The 21488-nt window shown below is 43.8% G+C and carries 23 protein-coding genes; 5 read left to right on the top strand and 18 right to left on the bottom strand.

Annotated elements, in window-relative coordinates; translation table 11 throughout:
• The first annotated feature begins 44 nt into the window (after positions 1-44).
• On the top strand, positions 45-455 hold the full coding sequence (locus tag B5D50_RS06375) for a PaaI family thioesterase (protein ID WP_200807044.1): 411 nt from the start codon (positions 45-47) through the stop codon (positions 453-455).
• Entirely contained in the window at positions 452-1534 is a 1083-nt protein-coding gene (gene ltaE / locus B5D50_RS06370; RefSeq protein WP_078921749.1) for a low-specificity L-threonine aldolase, read from the top strand. Before B5D50_RS06375 ends, ltaE begins: the two co-directional genes overlap by 4 nt.
• 21 nt (positions 1535-1555) lie before the next feature.
• Here the strand turns inward: ltaE and B5D50_RS06365 are convergent, their stop codons facing one another.
• The 7 genes from B5D50_RS06365 to B5D50_RS06335 all read right to left on the bottom strand — a co-directional run bounded on the left by B5D50_RS06365 (position 1556) and on the right by B5D50_RS06335 (position 9039).
• Positions 1556-2212 (bottom strand): glycoside hydrolase family 19 protein, encoded by a 657-nt coding sequence (locus B5D50_RS06365; RefSeq protein ID WP_143594276.1) that lies wholly within the window; start codon positions 2210-2212, stop codon positions 1556-1558.
• Positions 2213-2236: 24 nt separating this feature from the next.
• Positions 2237-3490, bottom strand: a complete 1254-nt coding sequence (locus B5D50_RS06360) for a caspase family protein (RefSeq protein WP_159448590.1) — start codon at positions 3488-3490, stop codon at positions 2237-2239.
• Positions 3491-3510: 20 nt separating this feature from the next.
• Positions 3511-4206, bottom strand: a complete 696-nt coding sequence (locus tag B5D50_RS06355; RefSeq protein ID WP_078921747.1) for a hypothetical protein — start codon at positions 4204-4206, stop codon at positions 3511-3513.
• Between the two features lie 12 nt (positions 4207-4218).
• A complete protein-coding gene (locus B5D50_RS06350) occupies positions 4219-6738 on the bottom strand; it encodes an nSTAND1 domain-containing NTPase (RefSeq protein ID WP_078921746.1) in 2520 nt (839 codons plus the stop codon).
• Positions 6739-6821: 83 nt separating this feature from the next.
• A complete protein-coding gene (locus B5D50_RS06345) occupies positions 6822-7622 on the bottom strand; it encodes a caspase family protein (RefSeq protein ID WP_143594275.1) in 801 nt (266 codons plus the stop codon).
• A gap of 146 nt (positions 7623-7768) precedes the next feature.
• Positions 7769-8191 carry a hypothetical protein gene (locus tag B5D50_RS06340; RefSeq protein ID WP_078921744.1) on the bottom strand — a complete coding sequence of 141 codons (423 nt, stop codon included), beginning with the start codon at positions 8189-8191 and terminating at the stop codon, positions 7769-7771.
• Positions 8188-9039, bottom strand: coding sequence for an SDR family NAD(P)-dependent oxidoreductase (locus B5D50_RS06335; RefSeq protein WP_078921743.1), 852 nt, complete (start codon positions 9037-9039; stop codon positions 8188-8190). Before B5D50_RS06335 ends, B5D50_RS06340 begins: the two co-directional genes overlap by 4 nt.
• A 73-nt stretch (positions 9040-9112) precedes the next feature.
• On the opposite strand from B5D50_RS06335, the gene B5D50_RS06330 reads away from it, so the two are divergent.
• From B5D50_RS06330 to B5D50_RS06320, 3 genes are all read left to right on the top strand, one after another.
• Positions 9113-9391: an FmdB family zinc ribbon protein gene (locus B5D50_RS06330; RefSeq protein WP_078921742.1), complete on the top strand. Its 279-nt coding sequence runs from the start codon at positions 9113-9115 to the stop codon at positions 9389-9391.
• Between the two features lie 233 nt (positions 9392-9624).
• The gene (locus B5D50_RS06325; RefSeq protein WP_159448589.1) at positions 9625-10290 is read left to right on the top strand and encodes an outer membrane beta-barrel protein; all 666 of its coding nucleotides are present in this window, start codon (positions 9625-9627) and stop codon (positions 10288-10290) included.
• Between the two features lie 102 nt (positions 10291-10392).
• Complete coding sequence (locus B5D50_RS06320) at positions 10393-10947, top strand: outer membrane beta-barrel protein (protein WP_078921740.1); 555 nt, start codon at positions 10393-10395, stop codon at positions 10945-10947.
• A 69-nt stretch (positions 10948-11016) separates the two neighbouring features.
• On the opposite strand, the gene htpX is transcribed toward B5D50_RS06320, so the two are convergent.
• The 11 genes from htpX to murJ form a co-directional block, all read right to left on the bottom strand.
• On the bottom strand, positions 11017-11904 hold the full coding sequence (gene htpX, locus B5D50_RS06315) for a protease HtpX (RefSeq protein WP_200807043.1): 888 nt from the start codon (positions 11902-11904) through the stop codon (positions 11017-11019).
• A gap of 74 nt (positions 11905-11978) precedes the next feature.
• Positions 11979-14225 (bottom strand): DNA topoisomerase IV subunit A, encoded by a 2247-nt coding sequence (parC, locus tag B5D50_RS06310; protein WP_078921739.1) that lies wholly within the window; start codon positions 14223-14225, stop codon positions 11979-11981.
• 29 nt (positions 14226-14254) lie between these two features.
• Positions 14255-14404, bottom strand: a complete 150-nt coding sequence (locus B5D50_RS20050; protein WP_234975815.1) for a hypothetical protein — start codon at positions 14402-14404, stop codon at positions 14255-14257.
• A 218-nt stretch (positions 14405-14622) separates the two neighbouring features.
• Positions 14623-14889 carry an ATP-binding protein gene (locus tag B5D50_RS06305; RefSeq protein ID WP_159448588.1) on the bottom strand — a complete coding sequence of 89 codons (267 nt, stop codon included), beginning with the start codon at positions 14887-14889 and terminating at the stop codon, positions 14623-14625.
• 57 nt (positions 14890-14946) lie between these two features.
• Complete coding sequence (locus tag B5D50_RS06300) at positions 14947-15231, bottom strand: ATP-binding protein (protein ID WP_078921737.1); 285 nt, start codon at positions 15229-15231, stop codon at positions 14947-14949.
• A 48-nt stretch (positions 15232-15279) separates the two neighbouring features.
• Positions 15280-15852 carry a Uma2 family endonuclease gene (locus B5D50_RS06295; protein WP_078921736.1) on the bottom strand — a complete coding sequence of 191 codons (573 nt, stop codon included), beginning with the start codon at positions 15850-15852 and terminating at the stop codon, positions 15280-15282.
• A gap of 266 nt (positions 15853-16118) precedes the next feature.
• Complete coding sequence (locus B5D50_RS06290; RefSeq protein WP_200807042.1) at positions 16119-16280, bottom strand: ribbon-helix-helix protein, CopG family; 162 nt, start codon at positions 16278-16280, stop codon at positions 16119-16121.
• A 95-nt stretch (positions 16281-16375) separates the two neighbouring features.
• Positions 16376-17212 carry an alpha/beta fold hydrolase gene (locus tag B5D50_RS06285; protein ID WP_078921734.1) on the bottom strand — a complete coding sequence of 279 codons (837 nt, stop codon included), beginning with the start codon at positions 17210-17212 and terminating at the stop codon, positions 16376-16378.
• A 42-nt stretch (positions 17213-17254) separates the two neighbouring features.
• Entirely contained in the window at positions 17255-18136 is an 882-nt protein-coding gene (locus B5D50_RS06280) for a DMT family transporter (protein WP_078921733.1), read from the bottom strand.
• Between the two features lie 12 nt (positions 18137-18148).
• On the bottom strand, positions 18149-19747 hold the full coding sequence (locus B5D50_RS06275) for a DUF945 family protein (protein ID WP_078921732.1): 1599 nt from the start codon (positions 19745-19747) through the stop codon (positions 18149-18151).
• A 98-nt stretch (positions 19748-19845) separates the two neighbouring features.
• Complete coding sequence (gene murJ / locus B5D50_RS06270; protein ID WP_078921894.1) at positions 19846-21402, bottom strand: murein biosynthesis integral membrane protein MurJ; 1557 nt, start codon at positions 21400-21402, stop codon at positions 19846-19848.
• Positions 21403-21488 lie beyond the last annotated feature (86 nt).

Raw genomic sequence — 21488 nt, 5'->3', positions numbered from 1 at the left:
TTAGGCCTTAGGCTTAGCTGTCTTAAGCTGCTCAAAGGATGTCTATGGATTTAGCTGCAATTCGTGCCTTCATTGCTCAAGAGTTTCCGCAAACTAATCTAGTAATCGAAGCAGTAGGCGAGCAAACCTGTCGGGTACGTCAGCCTATTGATACTAGCCATTTGCGCCCCGGCGGTACTGTTTCAGGGCCGACACAAATGTTCGTAGCCGATGTTGCGATTTATATAGCGATTCTGCATAAACTGGGGCCTGTTGCTTTGGCAGTCACCACGCAGCTTTCGATCAATTTCCTCAATAAACCGGCTGCTCATACTGATTTGGTGGGTGAATGTAAACTGCTTAAACTGGGCAAGCGCTTAGTCGTGGGGGAGGTTTACATTTATTCGGCTGGCAGCTCTGAGCCTGTTGCCCATGCAGTGGGTACTTATTCAATTCCACCGGAAGCCGTTCAATGAGTCAATATGCCGCAAGTCCAAAAGTTGATCCGAATACTCAGGGTTTGCCTAAGCGCATGATCGACCTGCGTAGTGATACCGTGACCCAACCCACCGCTGCCATGAAACAAGCGATGATCGAAGCTCCGCTTGGCGATGATGTGTATGAAGAAGACCCGACTGTTAAAGCTTTAGAACAGCGCTTAGCCAACTTATTGCAAAAAGAAGCGGCGCTCTTTTTCCCTAGTGGCACACAAAGCAATTTAGCTGCCCTCCTCTGCCATTGCCAACGCGGCGAAGAAGTGATCGTGGGTGAGAAATATCACACCTTTTTGCATGAAGCACGTGGCGCTTCGGTACTTGGTGGCATCGCCATGCACCCTTTGCCCACCAGTAAACTCGGGCAAATTCAAATCGCCGATCTACTAGCAGCGATCAAGCCTGATGATATTCATGACCCGATTAGCAAATTGCTCGCCTTAGAAAATACGGTGGCGGGTTGTGTGCAAGATCAAGCGCATTTGACCGCATTAGCAGAGGCCGCCCATGCCCACGGCTTGAGTGTGCATCTAGATGGCGCACGTTTTTTTAATGCGGTCGTCAAACAACAGCGCGCAGCCGCCGAACTCGCTGCCCCGATGGATTCAGTTTCGATTTGCTTATCTAAAGGCTTAGGAACACCCGCAGGTTCAGTGTTAGTTGGCTCAGAGAAATTCATTCGCTATGCGAAGCGCCAACGCAAAATTCTAGGGGGTGGTATGCGTCAAACCGGAATGCTGGCCGCCGCTGGCTTGTATGCCCTCGACCATAATATCGAGCGTTTAGCAGAAGATCATGAACATACCCGCCAGATCGCTGAGGCTTTAGCTGAGCTACCTGAGTTAGAAGTCGATCAAGAACGTTTACAGACGAATATGTTTTTTATTAAACCACGACCTGCAGACCATGCCCCTTTACAGCAGTTCATGGCTGAACAGGGGGTACGCATTGGCTGGCAGCAACCGTGGATGCGTTGCGTCTTACACTTAGGCGTCTCTGCACAGGAAGTAGAGCAAATTATCGCTTTATTCAAGCGCTACTATCAAGCCTCGCGAACCTAAGCAGCGCTTAAGTACTAAAAGTTAAGTTTTCGCTCCAAACTGGCGAGCGAGTTCTTCAATCTCAAGCGCTAAACCCTCGGCACTCGTTGGCTCGGGGTTTTTAGGAACGAGTAAGGCCTGCTCAACTTTACCTTCAGCCATCAAAAGCGCATACCAGAAAGCACGTGCATAACGAGCGATTGACTCAGCACGATCTAAACGATTCACAATCCGGCGGGCATTATACCAATCACTTTCCTCACGAAAATAATGGCGTAAAGCCTTACCCGTAAATAAGCCCTGAATCATCCCCTCAAAGAGGATACTCGTTGCGACGCCTTGCTCTAACGCCAGTTCAGGCTGATTGAGTAAGTCAATACCGAGTAATTCACTAAAACGCAGATAATTCGCCTTCCAAGTCACTTGTACAAAACCACGCCCATAATAAACCTGACCTGTTTCAAGGTCGGGTAAACCGTATTCTCGCCCCTGCCCTTGCCCATACTCATCAATTGGCTCCATCGTAAAAGCGGTTTCATGATAGGCTGTTGCTAAAATATATGCGAGCCAGCGAGTATCCTGTAGCTCACGCTGTTGCCACTCACTAAGAATCACTTCCATACCCAAGACTTGACGTTTGCTTAATTTACCATTCGATGGATAAGCGCGTACACAGTCGAAAAATATCTTTTTGTCCATCTTAATCTCCCCAACTCTACTTAGTTAGTCTATAGGATGACGACATTCATAAACCAATTGCTCAATCCCTGTAGTAAACTCAGCCGGATCAAGCATATTAATAAAACGCTTATACCTTAGACGTAAGGATAAGGTTTGCATATCACAATCACGATATAAAACACCGATCAAGCGTTTATTTTTACCTACGACCTGACTGGCTTCTGTTTCTAAATGTTGAGCCATTAAATTTTCCAATTCAGTAAAACCACTTTCCTCATACTCGGGAGTAAAAATAGCAACCGTATAACGGCTATTGACGACGGCTTTTTCCATCGACTTAATAATCGGCTCACCTGCACGAAAGCATTTATAATCACCATCAAAACAAACGCTTAGACCCGCATTAGTTAAAGCAGGCACTAATTGCTTTTTAACCCATTGCTGATCAGGATCAATGTGCCGATAACTTAAAAATAGATCATATTTATAATCATCATTTGGTGCTTTAGGCAGTGGTGGTGCGGGTAGATTAGCGACCAAAGCAACTGGAAAATTCTCTTCAAGCTCGGCTTTAATCAAGGGATTTTGGTTTGGCTGTTCGGCTGTGACTTTCGGTTGTAGATAAGAGAATAAATCAAACACCCGTACATACTGCCCTGTAACTAAAGCCTTGCCTTGTAAACCATCCAATAAATGCTTGGTAAATAGGCTATTTTTATCCTCCTGATACACATAAGAAACTTCATTTTGGTGTGAGGAAGCGATAATCACTCGTCCCCAGCCTTTAGATAGATCTTTATAATAATAATCCGGTAGACCTGCTTTTAACTCGGTATCGACTAGATTCTTAGTTTCACCAATACCTCCCGAATGGCAACAATCAAATATTACTAACACCCGGCGTGATCTTAATTGCCGTAAAGCTGCACTAAACTCTTTACCCGAAATAGCTGTGCTTGCTAGCTCTTCGTCTGAGCCATAACGCACATCGACCGGTAAGAGATAAGCTCCGGCCTGATCCCCAGCTAATAACTGAGCACCATGACCGGAGAAATAGATCAACACGGTACTATCCGTTAAACATTCAGCGGCTAATTTATTTAAAGCCGCACGAATCGCAGAACCTGTCGCCTCAGCATCGGTTAAGAGCTGAATATGGGCAGGATCATATAAACCCAAACTACCGCTGGTGATTAAGGCATGAATGCTGTTGGCATCATTAGTGACACTAGCGGATAGGGGTTTGATATGTTGATAGGCGGAGATACCGATGACTAACCCATGATTCTTAATCATTTTATTATTACTCGTTACTGCTATTGAGCGATTCGTTGCCATCCTCCAGAAATCGTATAGTTTGATCCATCTTTATTTGAAGAAATATTAGCTCTTTGAAATTCATTAGACGACGCACCCCATTCTATTGGCCTACAATCATTACTTTTAGTAAAATAGCCATAGGTAGTTGAGTTGACAGATAAACAACACTGACCTCCACTAATATCCATATCTATATACCCTCTTCCATTAGAAAATTTTTGCTTGTAAGCATGCGTATTTCCTTTATTTATTGGTGGATCTATTTCAAAATAAAAGAAATTCCAATCTACACTTTCTTTTAGCAAAATTAAATTTATATTCAAAATATTTTCATGAAAATAGTTTCCATCATCATTTAAGTACGCCTTCCCTAAAAGCTCACTAAATTTACTAGAATCCACATCCAACCCTTGACATTTGTATGATAAGACATTCTCCTCAAAGGAGGTTGATTCTTTTAATTTTTTGCTTTCAATCAACCTATCGAAAACCTTATCCTCAATATAGGATAGTTTAATATCGATAATTATGAGATTATTGATATAGTCATCAATTAATTTTTCAGTTCCAATTAGCTCCAAGCTAAAAACACTATTTCCTTTATTCTCTACAATACTCTCACAAGAGAAAAAACCATCTTTTATATGCTTTCTTTCATTAAAGACAGGAATCATAGGAAATTGATTAATCATCACAAACCCCTTTTATTCGATATGAGACAAAATTTCTTCTGGAGGTAAATTACTTACACAACGAAAACCAACATAGTTATCAAGTACTTCTGGCATCAAATCCACTCTATAAAAATAGTTTTTAACTTCTGAATACTTAGCACTCGTCCCTTTAACTGTCACACTATCTATATCACTCGATTTATGCCAATAGCGCTTACTGTAAAAAGCATCTTCTTGATATTCAGAGAGAGTCCATTCACTTACATTACCATATAAGCCATATATGTTATCTTTTGTTCTATCAATATACTCATTATTGACCTCAATAATATTTGAATTAACTTTATTTAATAAAATAGATGAATCTATATTTTTTGCTGCCATTTCCCATTCAATTTCTAATGGCAATCGCATGCCTAACCATTCACAAAAATTTTGAGCATCAGCTAGATTTATATTATTCATGGGTAAATTATACTCTTTGTCATTGCAGATATTATTTACATCACCTAATTTACACTCTAAAACCTTTATGCACTTACAAACAGATCCTTTATTCACTTCATATTTATGGATCATGAATTCATTCAATTTTATACTTTTTTGTATATTTGTTATTTCATTATTAGTTTCAGTTTCAACTACTATTGGCAGAATACCTCCATGGATCTTCACTTGATCTAAAGCAAGTAAGACTGAATTCTTTATATAAAAACCATAAATAATCCAACCAGTATAAGTCAAAATAGAGAATATAATAACAACAGAAAAATATTTAATGACTTCCTTATAAGTTAAGTATTTATTATAGTCAATACTAGCTTGCCAGTATCTTTCAACTTTATCACTAACTCCATACTCTTTAATTAATTTCCATTTTGGCCTCAAAAGCCTTATTTGCTGAACACTTAAAAGACCAGCTTTACCTTTAAAATCACCTTCCCATTTTTCACTTTGAAAACTTAAATATCTATAAGACTGTTCAATTTCCTTTAAAGAAGCTATCCAATTTTTGAGTGTAACCCAAGCCCGAATTAGAATTTCATGCACAATATCAACTTTTATTTCTTTTTGATACTCATCATCATGAATAGTCAATAATCTATAATTTTCGGAAGATAAATGGCGTAATGTTTCTTCAAAAAGAAGGCTTGATTCATCAATAACCTTTAAGGCAGATACAGTTTGTCGTCTTCTGGTATCTGGCTTATCTTCATTGAATTGAATTAAACGAATAAAAATACGTTTGGCAATTTTTCTATGCTCATCAGAGGGTAATTTTTTATATGCAGCCTCAGCCTTATTGGTAATAGATCCTCTTAACCCAGATACATTCTGACCACCTAAATTTTCATAAGCCTCTAGGCCAATATAGCGCTCGTAACGCTTCTCCCATAAATCGCGTAGAGTTTCTTGAACAAAGGGCAAAATACCGGGATCATTGCCTGCATCATTCACTAAGCGCTCGACTAGACGCTCATCAATAAATACACGTTTTTTCAAGGCGGGCTTAGTAATTGCGGCACTTAAACCTTCTCGCCCTAATGCATTAACTCGTTGTAAATATTTATCAAAATCAATATAGGTCTGACATAAAGCGAGCTGTGGAAAAAACTCAGCACGTACAGTCACTAATAAATAGAACTCAGGAAGCCGTTGTCTTAACTTCGCTAAAACACTTAATAACTTGCTCGCTTTTTCACTTAAAGCGAAAGAAGATCGCTCGGTATTCTCGACCGCAAATAACTCTTCAAATTGATCAATCAATACTAGGAAACTGTGCGCCTGAGCTTGCTCTTGCCATAAAAAAGTTTGAACTGATTCAAGACTAATTGCTAATAAACGCTCTAATTCAGCTAACCAAATCGCTAAACTTGCATCACTCGGCCGAAACGACTTCACTAAAAATTGATGCTTGGCTTTTAGCTGCGGAATAATACCTGCCCGTGCTAACGATGATTTACCGCAACCTGAAGCACCGGTGAGCACTAATAAATGTTGATCACGCAAAGCTTTGGCATATTGATCAATTTCATCTTCACGCCCAAAAAATCGACTCGCATCTTCTTCTTTAAACGTAACCATACCGGGATAAGGTGGAATGGCTAAATCCTCCTCTTCTTCAGGAGTCGGTTCACCACTGGCTAGCAGAGCATCAAGCCGCTCTTCATGCTCATAACCTTTAGTTAGATCAATGCCATCAATCAAACGCAAGACTAATTCACGCTCAACGGATTTGAGCAAAATAGGAATAACTTGCCATTGACGTTGCTCGGTAACTTTGAGCAAAGCCATCTGCTTGATGAGATCTTTACGCTCACTTGTCAGATATTGAGGGGATAAAATAAGAAGTATAGTTCGACTATTTTCAATATTATCTTGTAGATTTTTCAGCCATAACTGACCATTTAAGGTCTGAGCTTCTAAAGCAAAACGCTTGCCAGTACGCCCTAATTTAGGTACTAAAACACCATAAACCCACTCCTTCGCATCATCTGCAAAGGAGATAAAAAAATCATAGCCTGTTCCGCCTGCGGTGTTTTCGCCCATAAAACCACCCAGCCTAAATAGATAAGTTAAGCATCAACTATCAAGAGTATCTGCCAATCCTTGGCTAATTTAAGAAACCCAAACTAGATTTCAAAAGGAGTTTGCTGGTCAAACTGTGGATCACTTGCACCAATCACTGAATGATTCGGTGATTGAATCGCAGGCATCCGCATGAGAATTTTTTTGTGGAACTGTTGATAATTACCTTGGAAACGCCCACCATTCCACACTTGCAATAACTGCGTGGTAAAAGCGCCATTTTGATCGCCATCATAAGAATATTGGTTATCCTGACAACCCGATAACAACCGTACACTGGCTTTGACCTCAGGAGCAGCACGCGGTAGAGCACTCGTCAAATCTTGATAAAAAGCCTCATTATCTTTCCAAGCCTTTTGCATTTGCTCCAAGGGTAAAAATCGAGGTATTTGTTGTGTATAAACAGGTTCAGGCTCACCGGGTTTAGTGATCGTTCCGCTATGGCAACTATCGGAAACAACCAGAATACGCACACCCGCTTTAAAGCGTGACCAAAATGCATTCAGCTCATCATCTATTAATTGCGCATCATACAAACACCAACTCTCATCCATACCGTCATCTTCATCACGGTGGCTATCCGGTACGCGGCTGCCATGTCCAGAATAAGAGATAAAAAATAAATCACCTGCTTGCAAACTCGTAGCTGCTTGATTGATCGCTCGGATCACCTGAGTACGATTAGCTTCTGTATTGAGGAGTAACTGCCCTTTAAACCCCTGTCCTAAAGCGAGTTCATGCATCGCTTTAGCATCATTGACACAGCCCTTTAAAGCACCATCTGAACCGTAATGCTTAGCATCAATAAAATTGACACCGATATTTACTGCGATACCCGTAGCCATACCTACTCTCCTCTGGCCAGCCATAAATCCCACGCTAATTATTATATAGATCAGGGTTTCAGCTTAAGTTCAGAAAATAGTCGGCCTTCGATTACGATTTTTTTAATGAATAACAGTAGATATTGATCAAAAAATAAATAACGATTTTATCTGCGCTGACAAATCGCTGATTCATCCGGCTGCTCAACACTTTTAACGAGCGTATCAACGAACTGATTAAACTCTTTGAGACTCAAAACGGAGAGAATACGATTTACCACATCAGGATCGACCTGAGCAATAGTCTGTTGGCCATTCGCTAGTTGCAGATAAATACCGGCGGCACTCCCAGCCATTTCGTCCTCTACACTTACCTCTAATAAAGCTTGATCCGCGATAGCGAGTTCATCATATAAATCATCCAAGGCATCCCAAGCATTTATAGCCGCCTCTTCGGGAACTTTAAAGACAATCGCGGCTTGCACGGCCTCAATTTCCTCTTGATAAGGCAAACCCCGCTCCTCTAAAGCTTTAGCAAATTGGTCGGCAATGGCTCTGGTAAAAAATAAATACTCTAAAACATCGCTCATGATTCACTTCCTTGATTTTCCTGATGGGAGACAGCTAGCAATAACCTATCTAAAAGACTCGTGGGTAAAACCCGCTTACAAACAGCAAATAAACTGCTAGGGAAAGTCACGCGATAACGCGCTTTAGGCCGCTTAGCCTCTAAAGCCTGCAACACTTTGGTTAATACGGCTTCAGGGGGCAAGGTAAAAGGCGCGGCTGGGCCTTGTTTTTCTAAGCGCTTGATAGCACCCTTATATTTATCGCGGTGCACGCTTTTTTCAATATCTACATGGTCTAGAAGTGATTTGAGCGCATTAGCACGAAAGCGACTTTCGATCGGCCCTGGTTCAATCAAACAAATCTTAATACCCGTATCTTGTAACTCTAAGCGGAGAGTATCCGCTAAACCTTCAATCGCATGCTTGCTGGCGTTATAAGCCCCTCGAAACGGCAAAGCCACAAACCCCAGCAGCGAACTATTATAAATAATCCGCCCATAACCCTGATGCCGCATCAACGGTAAGAGTAAGTTAGTGAGTTGATGCCAGCCAAATACATTCGCCGCAAACTGTTGCTCCAAGACAGCACGGCTCAAATCTTCCACAGCTCCCGCCTGACCATAAGCAGCATTATGGAAAATGGCATACAACTCGTTGTTTGTGCGCAGCATTAACTCATAGGCACAATCTTGGACGCTCTGCGGATCAGCCAGCTCCAAAGGAATCACTTTAAAGCCCTCGGCGGTTAAGCTTTGAATATCCGCTGGCTTGCGAGCGGTCACAAATACCTGATAACCCCGCTCACGTAAACCTTTCGCGACACAATAACCAATTCCACTAGAACAGCCGGTGACTAATACTTTACGCATATTCGCTTCCTTCTTGAATTTAATACTGAGCATCCTTATTATTGCCGCACTTGACTATCAGGAGAAACTGATTATGCCTATTTATGCTTATCAATGTAGTTCTTGCGGCCATCAAATGGAAGCGCTGCAAAAAATGAGTGATGCCCCATTAACAGATTGTCCACACTGCCACAGTGCCAGTTTAGGCAAAAAAATTACGGCGGCGGCTTTCCGTTTAGGCGGGGGTGGCTGGTATGAAACTGACTTTAAAACTAATAACCAAAAGAATTTAGCCACTAAAGAAACAGCCTCTGCAGCCAGCACACCCGCCGCTCCAACCTGTGGCACAGGTACTTGCCCCGCTTGCCAATAAACCATCACGACTGATTAAGGCCTGTTGAGTTGCTTAAAAACAGACAGGCGGTTTAATCGCACACAAGCTTTTTTTCAAGTCCACGAGGCTCTCCCCACTCATCGGAAAATAGCGCCTTCAAGCCTGCATAAGATTGCAAATTGCTGCAAAGCCACTGAGAATTGCTAGCATCAATTATTTTGATATAGACATTAACCAATAATTAAAAATAAATGGAAATGGGGTTAACTAGCATGAAAAAAATCTCTAGGTTCTCTCTGTTCGCAGCAATCATGCTGGCAACAGGTAGTGCATTCGCAGGCGGTGGCGCACTATTAGGTGGCTCGGGCGAAGGTATGGAAGTCGGCACTATGTATGGTGGTGGTAGTGTTGGCCAAGCGACTACAGACTGCATGATGGATGATACAGAAAGCTGCAGCTCAACTGGCTTTAAAATTTACGGCGGTTACAAACTGACCGATATGTTTGCAGTTGAAGGCGGCTACTACAGCCTAGGTACGATGGAAGAAACCATGACAGGTTCTTATACCAAGGGCCAATACACCATTACTAATCCGAGTGCAGAAGGGGAAGCCAGTGGCTTTGGAATTAGTGCAGTCGCGAGTGTTCCAGTGGTCGATAATTTTGAAGTCTTTGGTAAAGCGGGTGCAATGATGTGGAAATCGGAAGCCACCGTGACTGCTCAAATTACCGATACAGTCTCAGGTCAGAGCGGTAAGGGTACCGATATTGCTGAAAAAGAGGGTACGAGTCTATTACTCGGGGTCGGTGCCAATTACAAAGTAAGTGATAATTGGGGTATTCGCGGTGAATATGAACACTTCAAACGCCAAGACATGGCTGACGAAGATCATGACGTGGGTATTGTATCGGTAGGTGCGACCTTCTCCACTTTATAACAGCCTAAAAACCAAACCCAATAACGATTAAAAACCCAGGGTGTTACGCCGCCCAGCCTAACACCCTTCCCTACCCCATAATAAAACCACACAGGGAAAAACATGAAAAAGTATTTACTCGGCAGTGCACTCGCTCTGCTTTTGGCGCAAGGTAGTGTCTTCGCCTATGACTATTCTTATACAGAAGATACCTATAAAGATGGTTCAGTCAATTTTTATGTCGGTGCTGGCCTTGGCATTTTAGGCGGTGATTCAGCTGATGCTTGCGATAAGATGGATCTGAACTGTTTCTCTTGGAAAACCTTTGTAGGCTATCGCCCTTTAGAAAATTTTGCCCTCGAAGGGGGTTATCATAATCTCTTTAGTGGCCGCTCTCAGCTCGATGGAACTAAGGTTGAATCAACGGGTTTAAGTGCTTCTGCACTGGCCATTCATTCACTTAAAGATAATATTGATTTATTTGGTAAGCTCGGCTTTCTCGCATGGGAAGCACGCACGGATGGCATCGCCAAAGCAGATGGAACAGATATGCTGTTAGGCGGGGGTGTACAAAGCAAACTGACTGAGAATATCGGTTTACGCGGTGAAGTCGAATACGTAGGCGGTGATTTAGATAGCACCAATTACAGTGCAGGCCTCACTTATTCAACCTTTTGATTGAGGTGGAGTCAAGCCAAGAAAGTATTCACTTTCTTGGCTTTAATGGATAGACCCGATTAACGAAGCTTAGCTGGCATTTTGTAAAGCGGCAATCCGTTCTTCCAAAGGAGGATGGGTCATAAACAATTTACCAAAACTAGAGCCTAAGCCACCTGCAATCCCAAATGCAGCCATTTCACCGGGTAGCTCATGAACGCCATGCGCCTGTTGCAAACGCCGTAAAGCAGCAATCATTTTTTGCCGCCCTGCTAACTCAGCACCTGCTTCATCGGCACGAAATTCACGATAACGTGAGAACCACATGACAATGATCGTCGCCAAGAAGCCTAATAGAATTTCAGCAATCATCGAGCCAATAAAATAGCCCACTCCCACCCCATTGTTTTCCTGATTATTCCCGCGTAATAGACCATCAATCAACATACCGATCACACGCGCAAAGAAGAAAACAAAGGTATTCAATACCCCTTGTAATAAGGTTTGTGTGACCATATCCCCGTTCGCAATATGCCCGATCTCATGCCCTAACACGGCTTCGACCTCATCGGGGGTCATATTTTGTAAGAGACCTTGGCTGACTGCCACTAAAGCATTATTTTTATTAGCCCCCGTTGCAAATGCATTCGGATCGGGTGAATAAAATATCCCCACTTCAGGCATACCAATACCGACTTTTTCCGCTTGGCGGCGCACCGTTTCGACTAGCCAACGTTCTTGATTATTGCTGGGCTGCTCAATCAACTGCACCCCCATACTTTTTTTCGCCATCCATTTGGACATTAATAGGCTAATAAACGAGCCACCAAAGCCAAATACTATTGCCATCACGAGCATACTGGTCATACTGCCCCGCGACATATTGATGCCGAATAAGGCTGCCAGCACATTCATCGTCACAAACAACACGGTCATGACCGCGAAGTTGGTGAGGGCTAATAAAAAGATTCGCATCATCTTCGTCATACCTCCATTTAATACTTTAGTTAGCAACTAATCATAGGTCAGTTCAACTGAGATGCAAGTATCCACTACCGAGAGCCTTGTGTTGCTAAGGCCGTTACCTGCTGATAACCTTTAGGTAGTAACTTGCCACGTTGAGCACGCTCACCGCGATAATCGGCTAAATCAGCGTCTTTTAACACTAAAGGCTTTTTACGATTATCGACATGAATCACTAACTGCTCACCTTGACTGAGACGAATCACCCAAGCCAAAGCTTCATCGGCTATCCCTAAGCCTCCTTTTTTCAAACTGATTAACTTATTGCCTTTACCTTTAGTTAAGCTTGGCAATTCAGCAGCCCGAATCAACAGCAAATAACCCGAGTTTGAAACCAAAGCCAACCAATCGGTCTCCAACTGCGCTAAAGCCACAGGAGGTAAAATCGGTACTTGTTCACCCGCAGTCAAAGTCAGCTTCCCAGCTTTATTCCGGCTTTGCATGGCGGCTAAGGAGCAGATAAAGCCATACCCCTCGGCGGAAGCCAGCAGATATTGATCGCTATCTTTGCCCAATAGGCTATAAATAAACCGCGCCCCGGTGGGTAAACTGAGTTTTCCCGTTAACGGTTCACCCTGCCCACGTGCAGAGGGTAAGGCATTCGCAGGCAAAGAATAGCTACGCCCGGTACTATCCAACAGCACCAATTGCTGATTAGATCGGCCATAAGCAGCGGATAAAAAGCCATCGCCTTGTTTATAGCTTAAAGATTCTGGCTCAATATCATGGCCTTTCGCTGCTCGAATCCAGCCCATTTTCGATAACACCACGGTAATCGGCTCGGCGGGTGTAAGGGCGGTTTCATCTAAAACTTGAGCCGCCTCACGCTCCACTAAAGGCGAACGCCGTTCATCACCATAGAGCTTCGCATCCTCCTTCAACTCTTTGCGTATCAGACTCGTGAGTTTTTTCTCCGAACCTAGCAAAGTTAAAATGTCTTCACGTTCTTTTGCCAAATCGGCTTGCTCACCGCGAATTTTCATTTCTTCCAAACGCGCTAACTGCCGCAGTTTGGTGTCAAGAATATAATCCGCTTGTATCTCAGTCAGGCCAAAACGCTTGATTAATTTAGGTTTGGGATCATCTTCGCTACGAATAATCCGAATCACTTCATCTAAATTCAGGAAGGCAACTAATAAACCGGCTAATAAATGCAGACGTTTTTCAACCTTATCCAAACGCCATTGCAAGCGGCGCGTCACGGTTTGGCGGCGATAGTGCAGCCACTCACTGAGGATTTGGCGTAAATCCTTAACTTGAGGGCGACCATTCAAGCCAATCATATTCAGATTAACCCGATAGCTTTTTTCCAAATCCGTGCTCGCAAATAAATGCGACATCAGTTGCTCAATATCCACTCGGTTTGAACGCGGTACAATAATAAGGCGCACGGGTTGCTCATGATCAGATTCATCACGTAAATCTTCGACCAGTGGCAATTTTTTTGCCTGCATTTGTTGGGCAATCTGTTCCAAAATTTTTGAGCCAGATACTTGATAAGGCAAGGCTGTAATCACCAAATCCCCTTCATCCATTTCATAGCGCGCCCGCATTTTGAAACTACCCGTGCCTTTTTCATAAAGACTTAAGAATTCAGCGGCTGGGGTAATAATTTCTGCTTCTGTCGGAAAATCCGGGGCAGGAATCAATTTGCATACATCGCCCAAACTGGCCTGTGGATGATCTAATAAATACAGACAAGCATTCACCACTTCACGCAGATTATGCGGTGGAATATCGGTCGCCATCCCGACGGCAATACCCGTTGCACCATTTAAAAGCACATTGGGTAGACGCGCCGGTAAGGTCACTGGCTCTTCGAGTGTGCCATCGAAATTCGCTTGCCAATCGACGGTACCTTGCCCTAATTCCTGGAGCAAAACTTTGGCATAGGGTGTCAGGCGTGATTCGGTATAGCGCATCGCGGCAAAGGATTTAGGATCATCCTGTGAACCCCAGTTACCTTGCCCATCCACCAGTGGGTAGCGATACGAAAACGGTTGCGCCATCAAGACCATCGCTTCATAACAGGCTGAATCGCCATGCGGATGATATTTACCCAGCACATCCCCCACCGTGCGGGCCGATTTTTTATGTTTGGAGGCCGCTGATAAACCTAGCTCCGACATCGCATACACAATCCGCCGTTGCACTGGTTTCAAGCCATCGCCCAAGTGGGGCAAAGCCCGATCCAAAATGACATACATGGAATAATCCAAGTAGGCTTTTTCGGTATAGGTTTGTAAAGCTAGAGTCTCGATCCCGTCGTAGTTCATGCTAATCCTTGTTGTTTTGCTTGGGCAGATTATAGCAAATCGGCTAATGAGAAGCCTCGATACTGAATATCATAAGCTTTGAGCTGCTGCTCTAAGCGTTGTGCCTTAGTTTTTAACTGACTAAGACGTAAATTATCTGGGTTGCGCTTAATTTCAGCAATCAAGGCTGTTTTGCTCAAGTCATTCACCGCCACCAGATCAATTTCATTTTTATTACCCGATTCCCAACAACTACCGATAATATAATATTATACTCACCCGTTGCAGCTAATTGTGAACGAAACCAAATTCTTCAACTAAGCGATAACGCCCCTCTTCAATAACTAAGCTAAATTCATTGATCAAAGCTAGCCATAAATCCTGCTATGAATCAGTTTGTGCTAACCATTCTAAATATTTAGGCACCGCCACTAAAGGTATACCAAGTCAATAAATTTTCTGCTGAAAAACGCCCAGTATCTTTTAATAGCGCGGCAATATAAGCGGGTTTTAATGGCTGCAAATTAATTCGATGATCAGCGCGACCCAATAAAGGCTCTTTGCTATTTTGAAATAAGCGCGTCATTAATAAACATAATGAGTCACAACAAATTAAATGCAGCTTACAGCGCCCTCGGTACTGATCCCACAAATGTTGCAATTCGGAAAAGATTGCTGGATTCACTCGTGCCAGATCTTGAAACTCATCCAAAATCAAAGTTAACGGTTGCGTTTGTGCGTACTAAAATAAAATTTCTAGTATTTCACGGAATTGGCGCGGCTGCCCAAAAATTGGAATAGCGAGTTGACCACGAATTTGCTCAGTGAACTCCTCACACAACAACGGCTCAGCTTTACGTGACACAAATAAATACAGCGCTGAGCCTTGATAGGTCTGGGCTAATAAAGCAGTTTTGCCAACCCGTCGCCGCCCGACCATTAAAGTCAGGCTAGACTTTCCAGCCGCCGCTTGTTGTGACCACAACTGCAATTGCTGCTGTTCAGCTTCACGATTATAGAATCTCATGGATTGTAATAATTCTTACAATGGATCATGAACTGCTCGATTGCAAACTTAAGTCCAAGACAGACCCGCATAGATTTCCGTCAAACTCAAAACTGACTGCAAACAGTCCACCGCTAGCGTTTGCTCTAAGTCTGTATAAGTTTTCACCCACCACTCACCTTGCTGATCACGATAAAAGCAAGTCACTTCATAACGATCTTGTGCCACCACCCAGTAATTTTGCACTGAACTTAAAGACTGATAAGCCAACAATTTTTCGTAAAAATCCTTCCATTCAGTGGACTTAGACACGACCTCAATCACTAAGCAAGGCCGATCAACAAAGTACTCACTGTCTTCTTGATTAGGCTCACAAGTTAACAAAACATCGGGATAGTAATAGCTATTACGCTGACTGATGCGCAATTTCATATCCGACATGAACACGCGACAGCTAGAACCTTTACTTAAATTACGCAATGCCAAAGCCAGATTCAAAGCAATTTCATTATGATTTTTACTCGCCCCCGCCATCGCGAATACCTGCCCACCCACATATTCATGGCGCTCTTTAGCAGTGTGTTCTTGGGCTAAATATTCAGTTTCAGTGAGTGCTAAATTGGGCAGAACTTGGGCTAACATTAAAACGCCTCACTCATTAATAGTAAAAACTACGATGACAGCAGCAAATTATGCCGTATTGACGACACCTGTCCTAGCATTTGCCGAGTCGATGAACAATACACAACTCATTATCAAGCTATCATATCGTGGGATGATTTTGTCCAACTCAATTTAGCGGCTTGCGAGAAGCTGATAACAAAATCCTAAACGGTTGATTTCGTCTTTGGCAGCCTCGATTCCATTCAGGTAGTCGATCAAGATATTGGTATCAAACAGGGCTTTCATCAATCCCATTCCCCACGCAAGCGTTCTTGGTAGACCAAACCATCTTCGCCCCGCTGCGCCCACAAACCAAAAGCCTTATCTTCGATAGGCGAAGCATAGCGTTGCAAATACTCGGCGATGGCACGCCGAATCAATTCAGCACGAGAAACCTGTTTTTCCAATGAATGGCCGTAGCAAGCTATGAATAAAAATCACGCCTTAGCAGTGGATTAGTTTAAAACTTGCTGAATTTCTGCCGTGTCGTTCTGCCAGACCCTTACCCCAAAAACCCCCGCACCACTTCAATCTGCTCCGGCGTTGTTAAAGTTGGCGCATGCCCGACCTTAACAAAAGTCACCGCTTGCGCATTCGCCTCTGGTTTACGCGCCAGCATTTGCTCGACTTGCTCAGCGGATAATAAATCAGATAACTCACCACGAATCACTAAAGTCGGGCAGATAATTTGCGCCCAGAACGGCCATAGTGTTTCTTCACCCGTATAATTTTTAAATGGCTCAACTAAACGCACATCATAATGCAGAGTAATTTTTCCTTGCTCAGTCCGGCGCGAAGAAGTCATCGCCATCCGTCGCCAGAAAGCCGGGCTATTCTCCCCAAAAGACAGATAAACCTGCCGCAACCAAGCCTCTAATTCGCTGATAGTATTGAAACTCGGTTGTGCGCCTGCATAACTGCGGATCCGCTCCACCGCAGCAACAGGCACTTCAGGGCCGACGTCATTCAAAACGAGCTGTTGCACACGGTTAGGAGCCAATGCGGCCACCACCATACCAATCAGGCCACCCATTGAAGTCCCGACCCAATTAAATTGCTCAATCCCTAATTGATCGGCTAAATCTAGTGCAATCTGCGCGTAAAACGGCACGATATAATGCTGCAATGGCTGGTCACTCCATTGTGATAAACCGCGCCCTGGTGTATCGGGGCAGATGACTCGATAGCGCTTAGCTAAAACGGCAGCTAATTCATCAAAATCACGCCCAGTGCGGGTTAAACCATGCCAACAAATCACCACTGGGGCGGTCGGTTCACCCCATTCCACATAATGAATTTCGAGATCTTGGCAACTGATAAAATGATGACGTGGCGACATAAGCTCAATCCTAAAACTGAATAGGCTTAAGCATAGCCGCGTTTAAGATTTTTTGACAACCAAATACACTCCCGCCACTGTCAACCCCATCGCAGCCACGGCTAGCAGCGGCAAAGATTCATCAAATAATAACCAAGCTTCAATACTCGTCGCTGCCGGTACTAAATAGAAATAACTCGCAACTTTAGCCGCCTCACCCTCACGAATCATATACATCAGCAATAAAATTGCCGTGACCGACAAACCTAAGACCAACCAAGCTAAGGCAAGAATTAACTGTAGATCCCAAACCACTACTCGGGTTTCAAAGCTATAGGCCAATATCCCCATCAACAGCGCCGTACTCACATATTGCCACAATGAACCCGCCACTAAATTGACACCGCCCCCAAAACGCTTTTGGTAAATAGTCCCCATCGAAATCGCAAATAAAGCAATAATAATCGCCACTAAAGCAGGCAGTGTTAAAGCCGTCTGATCATAATCACGGGTCGTTAAGACCACGACACTAACCCCAAATAGACCTAAAGCAAGACCGAGCCATTGGCGGGGTAATAAATTTTCACCAAATAAGCGCCAGCCAACTAAAGCGGTTAACAGCGGTTGAATACCCACCACAATTGCACTGATTCCCGCTGGCATCCCCCATTTAATGGCAGCAAAAACTCCACCTAAATAGCAGCCATGCAATAATAAGCCCGTCACCATTTGATGCCCAGCCTGCTGCCAAGTTGGCCATTGCACCCGCAAAATGCCGCATAGCAGTAAAAATACCGCTATCGTCCATAGCATACGAATAAACAGCAAATAAAAAGGCTCAATAAAGGGCAAAGCATACTTAGCACCAATAAATCCCGTACTCCATAAAAACACAAACAAAAAGGGAATAGCCTGAATAAACAGGTGATCTAGATTAGCTTTCAAAACCCTTACCCTTTATTGAACTTGACTATTCATTTGCTGGAGCTGTTTAAGCATTTCTAAAGTCTCTTTCGGCACATCATCGCTTTCTTCTAATTGCTGCATAATTTCAGGCGTGATGCCCTGCTCTTCAATCTGCTGCATCAAATCGGGCGGTAACCCTAAACTAGCCTCTTCACTTAAACTCGGCATTTGCGGGAAAAACTTAGACGGCAATTCGGCGAATCCAATCGGACTCCCATTGAGTTCGGCTGTTTCACCCAATAATTTAAGTTGCAGGGTATATTGATTATTGGCTTCTAGAATCGCTTTTTGCTCGAGTGCATACCCCATTAACAAACTTACATCGGCGGGTAAAGCGGCTTTATCCGCGCTCAAGTCGATACTCCCTGTCACTAAACGCCCCCAATCTTGTGGGCCATAGAGCATTAAATCATTCAGCTTAAGCGGTTGTTGACTGCCTACATATGTCAAATCGGCCAAGCCGGTCACTTTACCCTTATCCAAACTTAGGCTGAGGTCATAGCGCAGTTTCGATAGCCCCGCTTGCAAGACTTTATTCAAGACTAGATCTAATAATTCTTCAGTCAACTGTTGAGCCTGTTGGGCTAATTGCTGTTGTTGCTTTTGACCTTCGGGTAATTCGGTAGCGGCTTCATCTACTTGCATCTGCTCTTGCAAAGCTTGCAATTTAGCTTGGAGTGCTTGGATTTCTTTCAAACCTTCTAATTTAAAACCTGCATAATCGACTTTGACATCGACTTGCTTCACCGGAATAGCTACGCCCTGCTGATTGTTACCTTGAATATTTGCGATCTGGAAAGAAGCCTTGCCTTGCACCGCCCCGTTTTGCTCACTGAGCACGGAGTCCACACTCAGATCCATAGTGATAGGCTGTGTTTCTCCAGCCACCAACATGGAAAGAGTGGGTAGTTTCATCGTGAAGTTTTCTAAGCCTCCAGCTACAGGCCCCATCCGCCCTTGTATATCCAGACTGGGCAGCGTGAAACTGGCATTAGCATCACGCAGTTCAAACTTATTCGCTTTAAAGCTAAAAGGTCCAGACTTTTCTGTTGCAGAAATATCGCCTGTAAAATTTGCACCTGCCCATTTCAGAGTCGTGCCATCCGCCTCTAAGCGCGCATCCATCGGGCTAAAATTAGCGGTGGTATGAATGATTTTATCAAAACCAATCTTAGTTTCAGCCGTAAACGGCTCTTTACCCGCAAAAGCTTGCTCGACAAAAGTTTTTGATGCTGTCGGCAAACTAGCCATATCTAAGCGAGTCGACCAATGCGAAACCCCGAAGCTCACGCCATCGGCTAAGAGTAGCGGGCCATGTTTAATCTGATGGCTAAATTGAGCCTGATCCAGCCACGATGCCAGTAAGGGATCGGTGACGCTCATGCGTGTTACCGCCTTAGCCCCTAGCAGCGAGCGATCATAACTCACTAATTCTTGACTGACCCCTCGCCCTGCACTGTGCTGATTCGCTTGCTCAATTTGTGCACGAACTATCCGTTCGGTTTCCTTACCGACCCACCAACTACCGCCTAACCAAGCAGCAGCACCCACCGCTAGCAAAGTAGCGATCACTACACCGAGTTTTTTCATAGACTTTCTCCTAATTTTTAATATTGATTGCGCTACTTAAGCTGAAATTATTTTAGAGCACTGATTTTCCAAACCCTCGATAGGCTCACCGTTAGCATCTAGCGTCCTAGCATTTGTTTAAATGATACGCCAGTTAACCGCAAACTAATAAAATAGCTAACTACAGATAAGGCAATTAAACCCGCTAAAACACTTAAACGCCCCGCACTCGTCGCCGTTTGCCACCACCCCGCTTGGGGTGAAACTAGCCACACCAACCCACACATAACCACTGAAGCCAAGGCAATCCGCGCAAGATGCTTCAGCCATCCCCCTTGGGCAGCAAAGATCCCTTCTTTATATAAAATACGGAATAATAAACCCGCATTGACATAAGCTGCCAGCGCAGTGGCTAGGGCTAAGCCTGCATGTGCTCCCACCCATCCAGCATAATACCAAGGCAAAACAATCAGTAAATTCAATAGCATATTGGCAAAGATCGAAATAATCCCAATCTTTACAGGTGTTTTAGTATCTTGCCGTGAATAAAAGCCGGGGGCTAACACTTTGACTAAAATGAAAGCGGGTAAACCAAACGCATAGGTCATTAAGCTCAAAGCCGACATTTCCACATCGCTCCATTTGAACTCACCATACATCATGACGGCTGCCAGAATTGGCTCAGCCAGCAACATCAACCCTAAAGTCGCGGGAATTGAAATTAATAGGGCTAAACGCAATGCCCAATCCATCGTGCTACGAAATTGCTGAGCATCGGCCTTAGCATGATCACTGGACAATTTAGGTAAAATCACCGTACCTAAAGCCACTCCAAAAATCGCCAACGGTAGCTCAACAAAGCGATCAGAGTAATACAACCATGAAATACTCCCCACCGCCAAAAATGAAGCAATAATTGTATTAATCACCAGATTTAATTGTGCAACCGATGAGCCGAACAAAGCGGGTAGCATCAGACGCATCACGCGCTTCACCCCCTCATGTGCTCTGCGTACTTTAAAGCGTGGTAACAGCCCAAGCCGCATGAGGCTAGGAATTTGAAACAAAAACTGCACCAGCCCCGCTACAAACACCCCCCAAGCCAGCGCCATAATAGGCTCATCAAAATAGGGCGGCCCCCAAATCGCAAAAGCAATCATCACCACATTCAAGAGTGCTGGGGTTAAAGCCGGAATTGCAAATTTACCAAAGGTATTCAAAATCCCACCGACTAACCCCGCTAGTGAGATAAACAAAATATAAGGGAAAGTAATCCGCAACATTTCAGCGGCTAACTCAGGGCGAGCCTCGGCCTGCTGACTAAAGCCGGGTGCAAATACCTCCACTAAAAAGGGGGCTGCCATCATACCGATGGCGCTTATCAACAGCAGAATTAAACCGAGTGTCCCTGCAACATAATCAATTAAATCACGCAAAGCGGCTCGGCTCTGCTTTTCTTTATACTCAGATAAAATTGGGACAAACGCTAAAGCAAAAGCGCCCTCGGCAAAAAAGCGGCGTAATAAATTCGGAATTTTAAAGGCAACAAAGAAAGCATCTGTTGCGCCATCCACGGGAAAATAACGCGCAACCACCATATCACGAATTAAACCTAAAATTCGTGAAATCATCGTCATGGCGCTGATGATCGCACCGGAACGCAATAGGCGACTCATAGTTGAAGCTAGTCCTTGCAATTGAAGGCGCTGATTCTGCATCAATCATGTGCAAAGGTCATGCAGAACCTGTGATTTTTTTCTAG

This window comes from Thiothrix eikelboomii (assembly GCF_900167255.1).
GTDB classification, from domain to species: Bacteria; Pseudomonadota; Gammaproteobacteria; order Thiotrichales; family Thiotrichaceae; genus Thiolinea; species Thiolinea eikelboomii.
Note: the sequence above shows the minus strand (reverse complement) of the source record. Positions and strands in the feature narration are given on the sequence as shown.

Bases quoted from the DNA above. Each gene is read 5' to 3' on its own strand.
- B5D50_RS06375 (WP_200807044.1), top strand. From the start codon at position 45: ATGGATTTAGCTGCAATTCGTGCCTTCATTGCTCAAGAGTTTCCGCAA.
- ltaE (WP_078921749.1), top strand. From the start codon at position 452: ATGAGTCAATATGCCGCAAGTCCAAAAGTTGATCCGAATACTCAGGGT.
- B5D50_RS06365 (WP_143594276.1), bottom strand. From the start codon at position 2,212: ATGGACAAAAAGATATTTTTCGACTGTGTACGCGCTTATCCATCGAAT.
- B5D50_RS06360 (WP_159448590.1), bottom strand. From the start codon at position 3,490: ATGATTAAGAATCATGGGTTAGTCATCGGTATCTCCGCCTATCAACAT.
- B5D50_RS06355 (WP_078921747.1), bottom strand. From the start codon at position 4,206: ATGATTAATCAATTTCCTATGATTCCTGTCTTTAATGAAAGAAAGCAT.
- B5D50_RS06350 (WP_078921746.1), bottom strand. From the start codon at position 6,738: ATGGGCGAAAACACCGCAGGCGGAACAGGCTATGATTTTTTTATCTCC.
- B5D50_RS06345 (WP_143594275.1), bottom strand. From the start codon at position 7,622: ATGGCTACGGGTATCGCAGTAAATATCGGTGTCAATTTTATTGATGCT.
- B5D50_RS06340 (WP_078921744.1), bottom strand. From the start codon at position 8,191: ATGAGCGATGTTTTAGAGTATTTATTTTTTACCAGAGCCATTGCCGAC.
- B5D50_RS06335 (WP_078921743.1), bottom strand. From the start codon at position 9,039: ATGCGTAAAGTATTAGTCACCGGCTGTTCTAGTGGAATTGGTTATTGT.
- B5D50_RS06330 (WP_078921742.1), top strand. From the start codon at position 9,113: ATGCCTATTTATGCTTATCAATGTAGTTCTTGCGGCCATCAAATGGAA.
- B5D50_RS06325 (WP_159448589.1), top strand. From the start codon at position 9,625: ATGAAAAAAATCTCTAGGTTCTCTCTGTTCGCAGCAATCATGCTGGCA.
- B5D50_RS06320 (WP_078921740.1), top strand. From the start codon at position 10,393: ATGAAAAAGTATTTACTCGGCAGTGCACTCGCTCTGCTTTTGGCGCAA.
- htpX (WP_200807043.1), bottom strand. From the start codon at position 11,904: ATGATGCGAATCTTTTTATTAGCCCTCACCAACTTCGCGGTCATGACC.
- parC (WP_078921739.1), bottom strand. From the start codon at position 14,225: ATGAACTACGACGGGATCGAGACTCTAGCTTTACAAACCTATACCGAA.
- B5D50_RS06300 (WP_078921737.1), bottom strand. From the start codon at position 15,231: ATGAGATTCTATAATCGTGAAGCTGAACAGCAGCAATTGCAGTTGTGG.
- B5D50_RS06295 (WP_078921736.1), bottom strand. From the start codon at position 15,852: ATGTTAGCCCAAGTTCTGCCCAATTTAGCACTCACTGAAACTGAATAT.
- B5D50_RS06285 (WP_078921734.1), bottom strand. From the start codon at position 17,212: ATGTCGCCACGTCATCATTTTATCAGTTGCCAAGATCTCGAAATTCAT.
- B5D50_RS06275 (WP_078921732.1), bottom strand. From the start codon at position 19,747: ATGAAAAAACTCGGTGTAGTGATCGCTACTTTGCTAGCGGTGGGTGCT.
- murJ (WP_078921894.1), bottom strand. From the start codon at position 21,402: ATGAGTCGCCTATTGCGTTCCGGTGCGATCATCAGCGCCATGACGATG.